The 14,801-nt window shown below is 57.0% G+C and carries 16 protein-coding genes; 7 read left to right on the forward strand and 9 right to left on the reverse strand.

The features are described from left to right. Positions 1-346: 346 nt before the first annotated feature. Positions 347-844 carry a ferritin gene (locus QP995_RS03960; protein ID WP_016422668.1) on the reverse strand — a complete coding sequence of 166 codons (498 nt, stop codon included), beginning with the start codon at positions 842-844 and terminating at the stop codon, positions 347-349. 103 nt (positions 845-947) lie between these two features. Here QP995_RS03960 and QP995_RS03965 point away from each other — a divergent pair, with 103 nt between their 5' ends. The 3 genes from QP995_RS03965 to msrB all read left to right on the forward strand — a co-directional run bounded on the left by QP995_RS03965 (position 948) and on the right by msrB (position 3,578). After that, positions 948-1,760, forward strand: coding sequence for a dihydrofolate reductase family protein (locus QP995_RS03965; RefSeq protein ID WP_284852938.1), 813 nt, complete (start codon positions 948-950; stop codon positions 1,758-1,760). A gap of 143 nt (positions 1,761-1,903) precedes the next feature. Then, positions 1,904-3,160 carry a glycosyltransferase family 87 protein gene (locus tag QP995_RS03970; RefSeq protein ID WP_284852939.1) on the forward strand — a complete coding sequence of 419 codons (1,257 nt, stop codon included), beginning with the start codon at positions 1,904-1,906 and terminating at the stop codon, positions 3,158-3,160. Beyond that, positions 3,153-3,578 (forward strand): peptide-methionine (R)-S-oxide reductase MsrB, encoded by a 426-nt coding sequence (gene msrB, locus QP995_RS03975; RefSeq protein WP_256881629.1) that lies wholly within the window; start codon positions 3,153-3,155, stop codon positions 3,576-3,578. Before QP995_RS03970 ends, msrB begins: the two co-directional genes overlap by 8 nt. A gap of 91 nt (positions 3,579-3,669) precedes the next feature. Here msrB and hemQ read toward each other — a convergent pair whose 3' ends face one another. The 3 genes from hemQ to hemE form a co-directional block, all read right to left on the reverse strand. Then, a complete protein-coding gene (gene hemQ / locus QP995_RS03980; RefSeq protein ID WP_049173031.1) occupies positions 3,670-4,368 on the reverse strand; it encodes a hydrogen peroxide-dependent heme synthase in 699 nt (232 codons plus the stop codon). 84 nt (positions 4,369-4,452) lie between these two features. Beyond that, positions 4,453-5,931, reverse strand: a complete 1,479-nt coding sequence (gene hemG, locus QP995_RS03985; protein ID WP_049173033.1) for a protoporphyrinogen oxidase — start codon at positions 5,929-5,931, stop codon at positions 4,453-4,455. A gap of 105 nt (positions 5,932-6,036) precedes the next feature. Beyond that, on the reverse strand, positions 6,037-7,146 hold the full coding sequence (hemE, locus tag QP995_RS03990; RefSeq protein WP_049173035.1) for a uroporphyrinogen decarboxylase: 1,110 nt from the start codon (positions 7,144-7,146) through the stop codon (positions 6,037-6,039). A gap of 170 nt (positions 7,147-7,316) precedes the next feature. Here hemE and QP995_RS03995 point away from each other — a divergent pair, with 170 nt between their 5' ends. Continuing rightward, entirely contained in the window at positions 7,317-7,871 is a 555-nt protein-coding gene (locus QP995_RS03995; RefSeq protein WP_016422661.1) for a DUF3000 domain-containing protein, read from the forward strand. Positions 7,872-7,911: 40 nt separating this feature from the next. Next, positions 7,912-9,213 carry an HRDC domain-containing protein gene (locus QP995_RS04000; protein ID WP_016422660.1) on the forward strand — a complete coding sequence of 434 codons (1,302 nt, stop codon included), beginning with the start codon at positions 7,912-7,914 and terminating at the stop codon, positions 9,211-9,213. Here QP995_RS04000 and QP995_RS04005 read toward each other — a convergent pair whose 3' ends face one another. The 3 genes from QP995_RS04005 to dut form a co-directional block, all read right to left on the reverse strand. After that, positions 9,214-10,479, reverse strand: coding sequence for a class I SAM-dependent RNA methyltransferase (locus QP995_RS04005; protein ID WP_284852940.1), 1,266 nt, complete (start codon positions 10,477-10,479; stop codon positions 9,214-9,216). 134 nt (positions 10,480-10,613) lie between these two features. After that, complete coding sequence (locus QP995_RS04010; protein ID WP_049173039.1) at positions 10,614-11,393, reverse strand: DUF3710 domain-containing protein; 780 nt, start codon at positions 11,391-11,393, stop codon at positions 10,614-10,616. A 118-nt stretch (positions 11,394-11,511) separates the two neighbouring features. Then, positions 11,512-11,964 carry a dUTP diphosphatase gene (gene dut, locus QP995_RS04015; protein ID WP_016422657.1) on the reverse strand — a complete coding sequence of 151 codons (453 nt, stop codon included), beginning with the start codon at positions 11,962-11,964 and terminating at the stop codon, positions 11,512-11,514. 166 nt (positions 11,965-12,130) lie between these two features. Here dut and QP995_RS04020 point away from each other — a divergent pair, with 166 nt between their 5' ends. Next, positions 12,131-12,607 (forward strand): DUF3093 domain-containing protein, encoded by a 477-nt coding sequence (locus QP995_RS04020; RefSeq protein ID WP_049173043.1) that lies wholly within the window; start codon positions 12,131-12,133, stop codon positions 12,605-12,607. A gap of 109 nt (positions 12,608-12,716) precedes the next feature. On the opposite strand, the gene QP995_RS04025 is transcribed toward QP995_RS04020, so the two are convergent. Continuing rightward, positions 12,717-13,013: a DUF4193 family protein gene (locus tag QP995_RS04025; protein WP_016422655.1), complete on the reverse strand. Its 297-nt coding sequence runs from the start codon at positions 13,011-13,013 to the stop codon at positions 12,717-12,719. Between the two features lie 203 nt (positions 13,014-13,216). On the opposite strand from QP995_RS04025, the gene QP995_RS04030 reads away from it, so the two are divergent. Continuing rightward, entirely contained in the window at positions 13,217-13,825 is a 609-nt protein-coding gene (locus QP995_RS04030) for a LytR C-terminal domain-containing protein (protein WP_168166690.1), read from the forward strand. Positions 13,826-13,834: 9 nt separating this feature from the next. On the opposite strand, the gene QP995_RS04035 is transcribed toward QP995_RS04030, so the two are convergent. Then, entirely contained in the window at positions 13,835-14,728 is an 894-nt protein-coding gene (locus tag QP995_RS04035; protein ID WP_239660062.1) for an inositol monophosphatase family protein, read from the reverse strand. Positions 14,729-14,801 lie beyond the last annotated feature (73 nt).

A 14,801-nucleotide genomic window follows, 5' to 3' on the forward strand; every position in this document is an offset into this window, starting at 1 on the left:
ACCTTATATAAGCCCGTTTTATGCGGCCTGACCAGCAAATAGGCTGAAAATCAGACACACTTTTTGTCACTTAACCCTTCATTGAGCCGTACCGCTCCCCCGTGTTAAGTAGCAAGACATGTCTTTCACCGGGCGTCTCGGCTGCCAAGTTTTCCAATTCGGCGGGCTTTGCTGAGCAGCTCACTCGCTTGGGACTATGAATGATCAGCACATGGCAGCTCCACGAATTTAGGTTTGACTGGACGCCGAGCCCATCGATTGAGACTCCAGCCGAATAGAAATGACCGCCCCAGGAACTTAGCCCTGGAGCGGTCTTTTCTATCAAATTTGTGAACTGAACTCGAGGTTACGCTGCGTCGCGAGCACCGAGCTCCTTGTCCAGGCGCAGCAGGCCAGCGCCATCGTCACCCAGAATCTCCAGGCGACCGATGATGCCGCGGACGGTGTCCTCTTCCTCAATCTGCTCAACTACGAAGCTATCCAGCAGCGGACGAGAGTCGATGTCACCTTCGCTGTCAGCAAGGTTGCGCAGGTTACGGATAGATGCCGAAACCTTCTCCTCGTGCTCGAGCGCAATGCGGAATGCATCGATAGCGGATGTGACCTTCACCTCCGGCGCCTCGACTGCGCCGATCTGCGGGCGATTGTCGCGAGCGTCAAGGTGGTTAATGAACTGATTGGCGTGATCGATTTCTTCCTCCGCCTGTGCACGCATCCACTCTGCCATACCAGAAAGGTCCAGCAGGTCCAGCTCGATAGCGAGCTGACGGTAGACGTGCGAAGCGGTGAGCTCCATAGTGATCTGGTCGTTGAATGCCTTTTCAAGGGTATCTGTGAGTCGCATACCTTCACTATAGGTAAAACCCTCGCAAACAACAACGATTATGGCACTGCCCTTATAAGGCAGGCCTTGCCTACTCTGCAATCGTGAGCTTAACCTCGGCGGTATGGCTACACTCACATCCGCAAACCCATCTACCGATGAAATTCTTCACTTTCTTTCCCGACCAGCACAAACGACACCTGCTTCAGCGCCGAAGCTCCCCGCCACTCCCACAGTTACCGCCATCGCCGTCACCAGTATGGACGGACGTGGCGCCATCGAAGGCGCCTCAGGACAGCTTGGCAATGACACCGACGCCACAATTTTCAACACGCTTCGTGCGCTTGCCGACGTCGTTTTCGTCGGCACGGGCACCATTGTCGCAGAAGACTACGGCCCAGTTGAGATACCGGAGCACCTAGAGGCCGTTCGTCAAAAGCTTGGTCGCTCTGAGCATGTGGCAATGTCCACGCTCTCGCGTTCCTTGGACTTGGACGTAGAGTCCGACTTTTTTACAAACGCAGAAGCGAATTCTCCGATAATCTTCACCCCTACTGAGGACACTTTTAATAGCGAAGAGGAAACAGCCGCGCACGAGAACAAAGTTAAAAAGATAGAGTCAGTCGGAGCTCGCGTCGTTAAGCTCCCTGACCCCTCGGTAGAAGCGGCGTTAGCGTGGCTGGCCGAACATGGGTATCGGGACATTGTCGTAGAGGGTGGACCGACAATGTATCGAGAAGCATTCAAAAACGGGTGCGTCGACGAACTGTTCCTGACGTTGTCGCCGATGTGGGTGGGTAACGGTCCCCTGACTTTCGGCGAGAACGACCCTGATGATGACGGGAACTCGACGAACCCGCAGGCTTTCGAAGTGCGGGATATCCTACGTTCCGACTCACACATCTTCCTACGCTATTCCCGCAGCTTCACCCAGTAGGGTGGAGTATTGTGAGTAAACCAAAAATCGACGTGAGCGCAAGCGCAACGGCATTAACGCAAACGTCCAAGGACACGCCAGAGACAAATTCGGTGGCTCCACGCCCTCTGTCTCGGCACGTGTCGCGAGGACTCAGCGCTTTCTTGTGGCCTATCGCAGCTGTGGTGATTTTTCACCGCACCTGGGTTTTGCCGAAAGACGTTTCTGGCACAGATGACTTTACGACGGTCTGGTCGGCAATTAATCGATTCGTATCGCAGGTACCCGTTTATTCGGAAGACTACGTAACAGCCGATCCGCACTATCTGTATTCCCCAGGCGCTACCCTACTTTTAGCCCCGATTGATTTGTTCGGCTCGCTTGAATCGGGCCGAATCTGGTTTGCGGTGTTTCAGTCAGCTGCAATCATTGCGGCAATTGTATTGCTGCTGAGGTGGCTTGGTATTGCGCGCTCTGGCCCCATCATTCCAGCGTCGATAGCACTGCTCTACCTCACGGAACCCGTTACCAACACCCTTGATTTTACGAACGTCAACGGTTCACTGTTCCTTGCATTAGTGCTGTTTTTTATTGCTCTGACCGAGCGGCGCAATATCCTGGCCGGCCTGATCATCGGTATCGCAATCACCATTAAACCTGTATTCTTGCCAATGCTGTTCCTACCGTTCATGCGCAGGCAGTTCTCTACGGTACTGACCAGTATCGGAGTGGTGATTGCAGCCAATGTCATCGCGTGGCCGCTCATGGTCCAACCACGTGACTACCTAGATATCACTATCCCCTACCTGGGAGTTGTCCGTGACTTTGCAAATGCTTCACTGACTGGGCAGCTTGTTTGGCTGGGTGCCCACCCGACACTGATCTTGCTGTGGCAAGTCTTTTTCGGCATTTTCGTCTTGGTATCTGTCGTGCTCCTTCTTCGCTGGCTCGAAAGGGATGAGAAATTCTGGATTGCTACGACTTCCGGAGTTCTCTTCACCGGCGCGTTCTTCCTTTCCAGCCTGGGACAGCAGTACTACTCGATGACACTCTTGCCAATGGTTCTCACCGTGCTTCGCCCATTGGTTTTGGCTCGCGACAATGAAGGAAATATTGGTTCGACAGTCATGTTGAATTGGGGCGCAGGACTCGGAGTCGTACTCTGTTTCTTCTACGCCAATTGGTGGATTGATGAAGATGACCTCTTTTTCCCGTGGTTCACAGTTGCAATCGGCGGTATTGGTTGGGCCGTTCTAATCCTCTCCATCACGGCAGCACTCATTCGAATGACGATTGTGGATGCCGTCAATGGCCGTAGCTTTGCATCCGGCTTCAGCTGGCTAAGCGACTGGAAGATAGCAGGCAGGAAGTCTAATCAGGAATCTAATCTCAAATCTGAGGAGGCTATTCAGAATGGTTGAATCGCATAGCGAAGACTGGAATCTGAGCGAAGAAGAATGGCGCGAACGCCTCAGTGCCGCGGAGTACCAGGTTTTGCGTCAGGCAGGTACTGAACGCGCCTTCACCGGTGAGTACACCGATACCGAGACTCAAGGTGTCTACCGCTGCCGGGCCTGTGGTTACGAGCTGTTTCGGTCGAACGAGAAGTTCGACTCTCACTGCGGTTGGCCATCCTTCTTCTCTCCACTAGCTGGAGACCGGATTATTGAGCGCCGAGACACCAGCCTCGGTATGGTCCGTACCGAAGTGCTGTGCAGTCGTTGCAAGTCTCACCTCGGCCACGTCTTTGAGGGTGAGGGATACAATACTCCGACCGACCTGCGTTATTGCATCAATTCAATTTCACTCACGCTCGAACCGGACAAGACGGCTGAATAACTAGATAGAGAAGCAGCGCCGCTGGTCAAAATCCCGTCAGTTAACGGGGCTTGACCAGCGGCGCTGCTGATTCTCTCGTTGATTGCGTGAGCTACGGCAGAACGTTGATGATCTCTGCGATGTCATCGACGCGACGTCCCGTGTGGAACGGAATCTCTTCGCGGACGTGCAGACGAGCCTCGGTGTAACGCATCTTCCACATCAAGTCCACAATGCGGTCGAGCTCCGGCCCCTCGAATGCAAGGATCCACTCGTAGTCACCGAGTGCGAACGCCGGGACAGTATTGGCGCGCACATCCGGGTAGTCACGACCGGCCATACCGTGTTCAGCAAGGATGCGGCGTCGCTCGGTCGGCTCCAGCAGGTACCAGTCGTAGGAACGAACGAAGGGGTAAACCGCAATCCATCGTCCCGGCTCTTCACCCATGATGAACGACGGCAGGTGCGACTTGTTGAACTCAGCTGGACGGTGCAGCGCAGCGTTCGACCAGTGCGGAGTGGATGCCTTGCCCAGCGGAGTCTCGCGCAGGAAGGCGTTGTAGAACGCCTGCAGGTCTTCCAGCTTCTCTGCGTGGATCCAGAACATGAAGTCGGCTTCAGCACGCATGGCCGAAACATCGTAGAAACCACGGATGATCAGATCAGTGTCTTCGTAACGAGCCAGGAATTCCTTGGTCTTAGCCACTGCCTCTTCGCGGTTATCACCGAGTGCACCTGGGGTCACCTTGAAGGCAGACCACATGGTGTAGCGGATGGTGTCGTTGAGCTTCTTGAAATCGAGCTTGGTCATTAGTTGTCTCCTAGTTCGGTTGAAAGGTTTGTTTAAAAACGATGGGTCAGCGCCAGTTTCGTACTCAGCACCAATCTCGCAGCTTTATGCCAGCTCCGCAGCAATCTTGCTGGCCGCAGCCTTGGCGTTGGAGATACATTCCGGAATGCCCGGGCCACTGAGCCACGCCCCTGTTGCTGCAAGCTTAGGCACCTCGGCCAAATCCTGGCGAGCAAAATCCATCAGGCCTCCATGCCCCATATCGAAGCGTGGAATCCCCGCCCACCAACGCTGGACGAAAACCGCTGTCGGTTCGGCATCAAAGCCAGTCGCCTTAGCCAAATCTGCTTTTGCCCTGGCGATGAGGTCCTCGTCGCTACGATGCACGTGCGAGTCATCATCAAAACGGCCGAAGCTTGCCCTCACAACGGCACCGTAGCGCTCACCAATATGTGGCCACTTCCGGGACGACACTGTAAAAGCTTTCGCGGACAGGTCAGCACCAATCTCGCACAACACGCCGTTGATCTCCGGCAGTCCTTCCGACGAGTCGAAACACATACCGACCACCGCCGAGTTCGACGTGTCTACCCCACCAATGAGCTCGGCCGCCTCTGGCGCAAGATTGCTCAACAGCTCCGATGTGGTTGCAGAAGGTGCCGCCACGACAACACCGTCGACGTCGATAGTGCTAATGCTCGTGCCGCTTTCCGACGGCAGTTCCACTGTCACCTCAAAGCCGTTGTCATGCTGGCGCAGACCAGTAGCCTTCGTCGACAAGAGGAGTTCGGCTCCCGATTCGTCGACAAGCGTGTTGTAGAGAACCTCGAAGCCATCGCGGAACGTTTGGAAGACCACCGGTCGCTTCGTCTTCGTCGAATCTGTCGCAGCCTCACTACTCAGACGCGCCTGCTGCGCCTCCTTACGTGCTTCCAGAACGCGCTGGACAGCGCCGGTGAGGCTGACATGGTCACCGACACTAGCCATTTCATCAAGCGCTGCCGCCAGCTGTGGGATGGTCGCACGCAGACCCAGATCGTATGCGGTGGTTGAGTAGACGCCCCCGAGCAGCGGGGAGACGATGCGGTCAACGACTTCCTCACCGAGCCGCGCCGCGACCAGCTGGCCGACATTCATGTCGTCACCCAGTACCCAGTGCAAGGCTGGAGTGAGCTCGGGGTTCGACTCGGCATCAATCTTGGCGAGGGTGGCCTCGCTGAGGAGGTAGCCCAACCCTTCTGAACTTCCTGGAATACCGGTGACCGTGTTACGCGGAAGGTCCTTGAGTTCACCGCCAATGTAGAGCTTGGAAGGCAGCCCCGAAGGGGCGACTAGCTGATCTGCCAACCCGAGTTCCTTGAAAAAATCGGTGGCATCGTGACGGAACGCCAGGTACGCCTCAGCGCCCGCCTCAAGAGGGCCGTTAGCTCCTGGTCGAGTCTTCAGCTTGCCGCCGACCTGTGCACTGGACTCGATGACAATTATTCTTGCGGCGGGTCCGAGCTTTTTACGCAACTCATACGCTGCGCTCAGGCCGGAGATACCGCCACCTATGACGGCAATGGTAGAAGGTTGTGCAACCACGGTATTTCGTACGCTTTCTCTATGCCCGCGCCTCGAGCGGGCACGGTCGATAAGACTTGTAGGAAATTAGCTAGTGCGTGTTTTACACGCCTGTTGCGTCGGCTTTTACGTTGCGTGAATGATCTCAACGGCGCGCGTAATCGCGTCGGCATCGGTATTCGGTAGCACCCCGTGACCCAAGTTGAAGATATGTCCACGGGCGTCACCACGCTTAATTGCACGGTCCGCCTCAGAGCAGATGCGCTGAATCTCTTGGGTCATTGCATCTTCACCGGCAAAGAGAATCGCCGGGTCAAGGTTGCCCTGCAATGCAAGGCTGTTTTCCGCCGGGTCTGCGCCTCGGTGAACGTCGGAAAGCGTGGCACGAATGCGGTTGGCAGCAACGTCCAGTGGCACGCGCCAGTCGACGCCCATGACTTCTGGGCCGGCTTCAGCCATCGCACCGAGAAGCTCGCCGGTGCCCACACCGAAGTGGATGCGCGGAATGCCGGCGTCGGCGACAGCCTGGAAGATTTCCTTCGAGTACGGCAACACAAAGCGGCGGTAATCACGCTCGGTGAGATAGCCAGCCCAGGAGTCGAAGAGCTGAATAGCGTCCACACCAGCGCCAATCTGCGCGCGCAGGAAAGCAATCACCATCGGAGTGATTTTCTGCATCAGGTGATCCCACAATTCAGGGTCCGAGTGCATCAGCGCCTTAGTGCGCTCGTGATTGCGGGATGGACCGCCTTCAATCAGGTACGACGCCAAGGTGAACGGTGCACCGGCGAAACCAATGAGTGCCTGGGTATCATTCAGCTCTTGCAGAATGAGGCCGATACCCTCGGCCACCGGAGCGAGTTGCTCTTCCGTGACTTCCGGTAGAGCCTTGATGTCTGCTTCCGAGCGCACCGGAGTATCCATTACTGGACCGCGGCCAGGAACAATATCCAGGTTGACACCCGCAGCCTTCAGCGGCACGACGATATCGGAAAAAAGAATCGCAGCATCAACGTCGTGCCTACGTACCGGCTGCATAGTAATCTCAGCGAGCAGTTCCGGGCGGAAGCAAGAGTCCAACATACCGATGTCCTTGCGCACCTCACGGTACTCAGGCAGTGAACGACCAGCTTGCCGCATAAACCACACCGGGCGGCGCGAAGGAGTTCGACCGTAAGCTGCATCAAGAATCGGGGCATCAGTCAAAGTGCGACGATTGTTCATACGGACAATCATGCCCCACTTACCTTAGAAATTGATATGTGGGGTACTAAGAACAGGAAATTCTCTCGCCCTGCTGTGCGTTTTCGACGAACCGCTTGGTCGCTTCCCACTCTTTTCGGCGCGCCTCCCACTAACGCAAGCGTCATATGGCTAAGTTCAGGCGCGTGAATGGAACCGATTCAATGCCACAGAACTTCCGCGCCGCGGTCCAGTCAATGCACTCTGCTGAACTGCGACCTGAGATTGCTCTGGGCACCGTTCGGCCACCGCAGAAGCTGGCACCGTTTAGCCACGCTGTCTCGCTTGAGGTCACGCAGCCCGAAGCTGATATCGTCCCCGAGTCCTCGGACGACGATGCCTTTGGTCGTTTAATTTTGCTCCATGACCCCCGCAGTGAGGAAACCTGGGACGGTGACATGCGCTTGGTTGCATACATCCAGGCGGATATGGATGCCTCCCTCGCGGAAGATCCGTTGCTTCCCCAGGTTGCCTGGCAATGGCTCACCGAGGCTCTGGCTGAGAACAACGCCGAACTGTCGAACTTGGGTGGCACGGTGACTACTACGAACTCTGTCCGCTATGGCGAGATCGGCGGCAAGCCACAGGCCTTTCAATTAGAAATGCGCGCATCGTGGACTGCTCGTGGCACCGACCTGCGCACCCACGTTGAATCCTTCGCTCAGGTACTAGCGAACGTCGCTGGTCTGCCACCCGTCGGCGTTTCCCTGCTGGGCTGATACCGGCGACTGCTGATACCGACGACCGAAGAGGCGTGCGATGAGCTCCGACGTGGAAACTAGTCCCGACGTAGAAGTAAGACTTGCCCCAGCCGAGGGAACTCCACGCGTGCTTTCTGCCATCGACGACATTATTGACGCCGGTGAGCAGCTGGCCAAAGGACACGGTTGGCTCGCAGTCGATACTGAACGAGCTTCGGCATATCGCTACGACGACCGCGCCTTCTTGCTTCAATTTCGCCGCCGTGGAGCGGGCACCTTTCTCATCGATCCCGAAGATGGTCGCAAGGCGATGGCCGTTTTCGGTTCCTCAGTCAACGACCTGACCTGGATTATTCACGCCGCTCATTCTGACCTTCCCTGCCTCGCAGCTCTGGGTCTCTACCCCACCAAAGTCATTGACACTGAGCTGGCCGGCCGCCTTCTCGGCCTGGAGCGAGTCAACTTAGCAGCTCTGACAGAGCGACTCCTCGGAGTTGGACTTGCCAAGGGGCACGGTCGAGAGGATTGGTCTACTCGTCCACTGCCAGCAGATTGGCTGGACTACGCAGCCTTGGATGTCGAGCTGCTCATCGAACTCGCCGAGGTTCTTTGTCAGGCGCTGACTGAGCTCGACCGTTTGGAATGGCTGGAACAGGAATGCGAACGCGAACTCGCTCTAAACCGTAAATACCTCGATGGTCTGCACGTCGGACACTCGTGGCAGGGGCTCAAAGGGATTGGGAAGCTGCGCACTCCCGAACAACTTCACGTCGCCCGTGCACTGTGGACTGAGCGTGACGAAATCGCGCAGCGCCGTGATGTCTCCCCAACACACGTCATGGGTCACAGCGTTCTACGTACAATCGCAGAACAACTCCCCGGTACGCAGCGTGAACTAACTGCAATCCGTGGATTTCCACGTCGCCGTCGCGGTGCCGCGGACGCTTGGTTGAAGGTCGTTAATGAAGCCCGTCAGGAACCCAGGTCGTCATGGCCGAAGCCCCAGAAGCAGGCTCCCAACCAGATGCCCCACTTTCGCCGTTGGGCTGAACATGCCCCACAAGCCGCCGAGATTTTCGAAACCACGCGAGACTGCATCGACAACGTCTGTGCCCAAATACACCTGCGCAAAGACACACTCATCACTTCCGCGCAGACACGTGAACTGGTGTGGTGGATTCACAGTCGCGCAGTCGGCTCATTCGTATTCCGCCACCACGACAACTACGCTGGCGGCCTGCCAGCCGTTACAGAAATCTCCGCTCACCTCAGGGAACAGGGTTTCCGCCCATGGCAGGCACATTTGCTTGCCGACGTGATCGGCGCCAACGTTCTTGCGCCCATGCGGCAGCCACTCTAGCTACAGCTGCTCCAGCACCGCGATGGTTTCAAAGTGATGCGTTAGACCAAATGCGTCCACGACCTCGAGGTGTTTGAACGCGTAGCCATAGTCAGCCCAGTACCGGGCATCGCGGGCAAAAGTCGCCGGATCGCAACCGAAATGTACGACCGTGCGTGGCTTGGCTTCTGCAATAGCGGCAATGGCATCCTTACCAGCACCGGAGCGCGGAGGGTCGAGAACGACGATATCCGGGTTTGGTGTTTCCGCATTAGCAACTTCGTGGCGCACTACCTTGGTGACATCCCCGGTTACGAACCGGACTGGTGCCGCAGGCGACGCATTTCCACTGTGGTCAGCTGCAGTGAAAGCCTTGCGCCCCGCCGTCGCGGCCGCGGCAAAACCCTCGACAGAGAGAATTGAACCCTCTGCGTCAACTAGCTTGCGCAGTGCCGCCGACAGAACGCCTGCGCCACCGTAAAGATCCCAACCGCAGGAGAAAGACTGACCAACCAACAGGTCGATGATGCGCGATCCATAGAACTCAGGGGCATGGCAATGGGCTTGCCAAAAACCGGTCGTCGGCACATCGAAAGTAATTCCGTGAACGGTGTGCTGTGTAGTTGGCTCGCCTTCAATCAACGTTTGCGTGCGGTTCCTGCCGCTGCCGGAAACGTATACAGCACTTCGGTTACCCTCCGTGTCCATGGCCACATGGAGTTCTCCTGGCTTCGGCTTCTTGCTCCCTCGACCGCGAGCAGGCTTAGCAACAGGGATGGTTCCGGCCGTCGAAAAGCCAGCGATGAGATTGGGAACTGTTTGGACGCACTCGGAGCCGATGACGAGCTCGTGGGAACGGGAACGACGTAATCCCGCTCGTCCCTGGGAATCCACACCCAGCCGCACGCGCGTGCGCCAACGGGAGGTCGGAGCCAGTGGAAGAACATCGATAGCTGGCAGCTCGTCGGCGGTGAAACGTCCAAGACGGCGCAGGCAATCGGTCAAGACATCAGCCTTGAGACGCGCCGCGTGCTCAGGATCAATAAAACCCCAGTCGCAACAGCCCGCGCCCTGCTGAGCTGCTTCGCAACGCTGCGAAATTCGATGCTCTGAGGCATCCAGAACCTCAACGACATTGCCGCGCCAAAGCTTGGCATCAGGTTTGGCAATTTCGACAACAACGCGTTCGCCGGGGATACCGCCGGTGACGAAACCGATACGTCCGTCATAGCTGGCAATGAATTCTCCGCCGGCAGCGGGACGGTCAATAGTCACTTCGATGTTCACGCAGTGTGATACTACCCGCTGACAAGAGAAAAGCCGCCGTCGGGTGACGGCGGCGGGCAGTGCACAGTGGCACCTGCAGATCCTCTTCTACCTTGTCAAGCAGCTAGCCTCTCTATGCTGTAGGGTTAACCAAACTAATTGGTGGAACCATCCGGGTTGATACCAGTAGCGCCTGGCACCTGTCCAGGTTCACCTTCAGCTTGAGCAGCCTGGGTCTGCTGCTGGTATGCCTGACGAATCTGCTCGGCCATCTGGGACGGCAGCGTAACCGGAAGCGGCTGACCTGCTGGCATCGGGTTCTCACCGCGAGAGACGAAGCTACGGGCAAGGAGACCGCGGGCGAGATTCGCAAGTTCCTCCGCCCGATCAGCCGGACCGGAGGCCGTCATGCGAAGCATCCAACGCGGGCCGTCGGCGCCGATGATTCGCATTTCCATATCGGAGGTGCGACCTACGACCTCAGAACCCCACGGCCCCTGCTCGACATGGACATCGAGGCCATCGGACTCAAGACCGTCCTTGATTTCCTGAGCGGACTCCTCCCAGAGGCCACCCGACGTCGGAGCAGCGAATGCTACAGGAGTTACGCGGCCATGCTCAGTGGCGACGTGCAGCATGGTTGGACCTGTCGGCCCCATCTCCACCTGAATATCACCAACGTGAGGAATAGGCAGCAGCATCGAACCGAGGTTCAGGCTGGCCTTCGCGAAGTCCGAAAAATCAAACTGCGTCGGGCTAGCGCTGTTGATATCGAAGGGGCCGTTTGCTGGTGCGTTCTCCGCGGCGGTTTCCGACGCGTCGTCATGCACGGTTGCGGTAGCCTCCTCAGAAGCTGGCGCCGCAGAGTCGGTGGCAACGGTCTCTGCCTCAGCAGCTGGTTCTTCTGGCTGGTTCTTCTTTCCAAATGGCCACATGGTGGTTTATTGACACCTCGCTAAAAAGAAATCTTTGTATACGCTTTTGTAAACGCTTTATTGAGCTCTTCACGCATTGAACCACACTTGGTAGGGTCCCCGCGCTGTCAGAGGCGTTTTAAAGCGTCGTGGACACTCCGGTTGACCCGTGACCTCCCACGCCGCGTTCAGTTTCATCGAGCTCATCGACTTCCACCAGCGGGCTGAGCTCGACCTTCTGCACAACCAATTGGGCAATTCGATCGCCCTTGGCGATCTCCACCGCATTGGTCGGGTCCAAGTTGATCAGGCAGACTTTAAGCTCACCACGGTAACCGGCATCAATCGTGCCGGGAGCGTTGACGATGGACAGCCCCTTTTTGAAAGCCAATCCGGAGCGAGGATGAACCAATCCCACTGTGCCCGCCGGCAAAGCAATGGCAATACCGGTTCCCACGAGCGCCCGCTGCCCTGGTGCTAGGATGACATCCTCCACTGAGCTCAAATCCACACCGGCATCATCGGCATGCGCACGCTGGGGAATCACAGCGTCTTTAGCGAGCTTTTTCACTTGCACCGGGGCATAAGTCATCTCTTTGTATATCCTTCGCTGTCGCGTCTTTTAAGAACCGCACTTCGGCCTTGTCAGTACCGAGCATAGCCGTGCCCTAGAATGGATAACCGTGAGTGGAAAAGATAACCTGCAGCCTCGTCGCGACGACAGCTCAGCATCCGTCTCTGAAGGTGCGGCAATAGCAATGAGCTCGAGCGGAGATTCATCGATTGTCTATTCCGAAAAGCTCTGGGTTCCCTGGTGGTTCTGGGTACTCGGCGCTGCTGCCGTTTTTGTATGCACGGCCCAGATTGGCTTTAACCGTTCACCGATTTGGCTTGTCATCGGCGGCATTATTTGTCTGGCCGTGGGCGTGTGGGTGCTGTTGACTATGTCGAAGACCACGGTGTCCGTGGAAGTGGACAGCACTGGTGAACGCTGGCTTCACGCTGGCACGGCAGTTTTGCCAGCATCGGTTGTTGCCAAATCCCTGGTGGTCCCGAAGTCCGCGCAGCGCAATGCGTTGGGCCGTCAGCTCGATCCAGCAGCGTTCCTGGTTACACACACGTGGATTCCCACGATGGTGCTGCTAGTCCTCGACGATCCGGACGACCCCACCCCCTATTGGCTGGTCTCCACCCGCCACCCCGAGGCACTGCTTGACAGTCTCTTCGACCGCTAGGTCAAATCTCTCACCGCCGCTACACGCTTGCCGACGGCCCCAGCGCCGCCAGAACCGTGGTAGTGGCGGTTTTCCTTTTTCCTAGGAAGCTATCCCGGCTGTGCGGGGATTAGGCACAGTCCTGACAGATGGGGAATCCATCGCCGTTATCGATTGCGATCATTGAGCGGTGCATCACCATGAAGCAGGAGCCACAGGTGAATTCATCCTCCCCCTTCGGGGCAACATCCATATCGAATTCTTCACCCGCGATGTCGGCAACCGGCAACTCGAACGGCTCAACAATTTCGCCGTCGTCAGTGTCGTCGATTTCCTTCTCAGCAGATGCAGCCTGAAGGCCCTCGAGGGAATCGGTCTCCAGCTCTTCGGTTTCACGAGTACGCGGGGCATCGTAGTTTACAGCCATGTCCCAAACCTTCTTTCTGGACCTTTGCTAGACATTGTGAACTGACTTTTTCTCGGAGAATACAACGCGTTGAGACGATTGACACCCTGTACTCTCCAGTGCCTTTCTCAGCGGATATTAAGGCAATTCACGCAATCTGTCATCTCTGCAGGTCAAAATAGGTTTCTATGCCTATTAGACGAGGAGACGATAACATGATGGCTATGAGTTCAGGCCCCGCGAGCATTACGAGCGCATCACATCGACGAAAAATTGTTCCCTACGTGGTTGTTTCCGTCGTTGCTGTAGTGATTGCCGCTACGTTGTGGGTATTGGCATTCCGGAGCCAACCGGCAAGTTATCCGGTGTCCTGTTCCCTCCCCGCGGCTGGCACCCCTGTTTCCTCCACCACGCTAATCGGAGAGCACGTCGTTCCACCGTCGGATGTTCATGTGCGCGTTTATAATGCCAACGGCAAAGTCGGCCAGGCTACAACCGTCGCCGAGCAATTGCGGCAGCTCGATTTTGTCCTCGATGAGCAGGTTCCCTACGGCAACGACCCTATTGTGGAAAACCAAGACCTCGGTTGCTTCGGCCAGCTGCGTTATGGCGAGGACTTCAATGGCCACGCCGCAGCGCTTCACGCTCTTTTCCCCTGCTTTGAGCTCATCCACGATGGTCGGCCGGATGCAACCGTCGATGTGTCCTTGGGTAAGGGGTTTAAGGATCTCGAAGTAGCCAGCCAGGTTGAGGAAACGATGTCCGCATTGAACCGTGGCGAACAAGCCGACCTAGAGGGGTTGAGCTCGTTAGGCTCGAGCACCTGCTCCTAGACCGACGCACTAATTCCTAGCCTGCGCGACAGCACCATCCAATGCCTCGAAGAACGCATCGGCAACTTCAGAGTTCGCCGCACCGACACCAAAGTCGAGCGGGTCTCCCTCCGGCCGGCCAGTAACGTTGGCACACTGAGTGAATTCCGGGACCCTAATCCTTGCGCCTGCTTCAGCCGCAATCAGAGCACCAGCTGCATAATCCCAAATCTTGATGTCGTGTTCGTAATACGCATCAACACGGCCGTGCGCCACCATGCACAAATCCAGCGCCGCCGATCCCATGCGCCGAATATCTCGACACTCCCCCAGCAACTGCGACGCTATCCGGCCCTGCACCTGCCGGAGACTAGCGGAATAGCTGAATCCCGTTGCCACAAGTGTCTTTTCCAGCTCGGCCGTTGGGGAACAACTAAGCGTCTGCACAGTGCCGTCCCGTCGAGAAACCTGAGCGCCCTCTCCCTTAGCTGCACTGTAAATCTCTCCCGAGGACGCATTTGCCACTGCACCCGCCACTACCTCATCGCCTACGGCGCAAGCGATACTCACAGCAAAATTGGGCATGCCGTAGAGGAAATTCACCGTACCGTCGATGGGGTCTACAATCCAGGTCACCGCTTCGCCCTCGTTGGCAGCCTGCGCTGGGGAACTCGCGCCGTCGTCAAGCCCGCCTTCTTCGCCCAAAATGCGGTCAGAGCTGCTAAACGTCTTGATAAGCGAACGAATGAGCTCCTCAGATTCACGGTCGACAACGGTGACGGGGTCTACAGCTGAGGACTTCGTTTCGGAACTTGCTAAAACGCCATCGGAGCCGAGTTCGACCCGACGACTGGCGATGTGCGCCGCGGCTGCGCGGGCGATAAGTACCGCGCGGTCACGCAGATCCCTGACGCTGGGTCGCACGGAACCGGGGCTATTCGACGCACTAAACCCCCTATTATCTGCCCTGCTAGCGAGTTGTTCGGTGCCACGCGAG

Source organism: Corynebacterium sp. MSK032 (assembly GCF_030232065.1).
GTDB lineage: Bacteria > Actinomycetota > Actinomycetes > Mycobacteriales > Mycobacteriaceae > Corynebacterium > Corynebacterium jeikeium_D.

Excerpts from the sequence above, each read along its gene's own strand:
- QP995_RS03960 (WP_016422668.1), bottom strand. The coding sequence starts at position 844 with ATGCGACTCACAGATACCCTTGAAAAGGCATTCAACGACCAGATCACT.
- QP995_RS03965 (WP_284852938.1), top strand. The coding sequence starts at position 948 with ATGGCTACACTCACATCCGCAAACCCATCTACCGATGAAATTCTTCAC.
- msrB (WP_256881629.1), top strand. The coding sequence starts at position 3,153 with ATGGTTGAATCGCATAGCGAAGACTGGAATCTGAGCGAAGAAGAATGG.
- hemQ (WP_049173031.1), bottom strand. The coding sequence starts at position 4,368 with ATGACCAAGCTCGATTTCAAGAAGCTCAACGACACCATCCGCTACACC.
- hemE (WP_049173035.1), bottom strand. The coding sequence starts at position 7,146 with ATGATTGTCCGTATGAACAATCGTCGCACTTTGACTGATGCCCCGATT.
- QP995_RS03995 (WP_016422661.1), top strand. The coding sequence starts at position 7,317 with ATGCCACAGAACTTCCGCGCCGCGGTCCAGTCAATGCACTCTGCTGAA.
- QP995_RS04000 (WP_016422660.1), top strand. The coding sequence starts at position 7,912 with ATGAGCTCCGACGTGGAAACTAGTCCCGACGTAGAAGTAAGACTTGCC.
- QP995_RS04010 (WP_049173039.1), bottom strand. The coding sequence starts at position 11,393 with ATGTGGCCATTTGGAAAGAAGAACCAGCCAGAAGAACCAGCTGCTGAG.
- dut (WP_016422657.1), bottom strand. The coding sequence starts at position 11,964 with ATGACTTATGCCCCGGTGCAAGTGAAAAAGCTCGCTAAAGACGCTGTG.
- QP995_RS04020 (WP_049173043.1), top strand. The coding sequence starts at position 12,131 with ATGAGCTCGAGCGGAGATTCATCGATTGTCTATTCCGAAAAGCTCTGG.
- QP995_RS04025 (WP_016422655.1), bottom strand. The coding sequence starts at position 13,013 with ATGGCTGTAAACTACGATGCCCCGCGTACTCGTGAAACCGAAGAGCTG.
- QP995_RS04030 (WP_168166690.1), top strand. The coding sequence starts at position 13,217 with ATGAGTTCAGGCCCCGCGAGCATTACGAGCGCATCACATCGACGAAAA.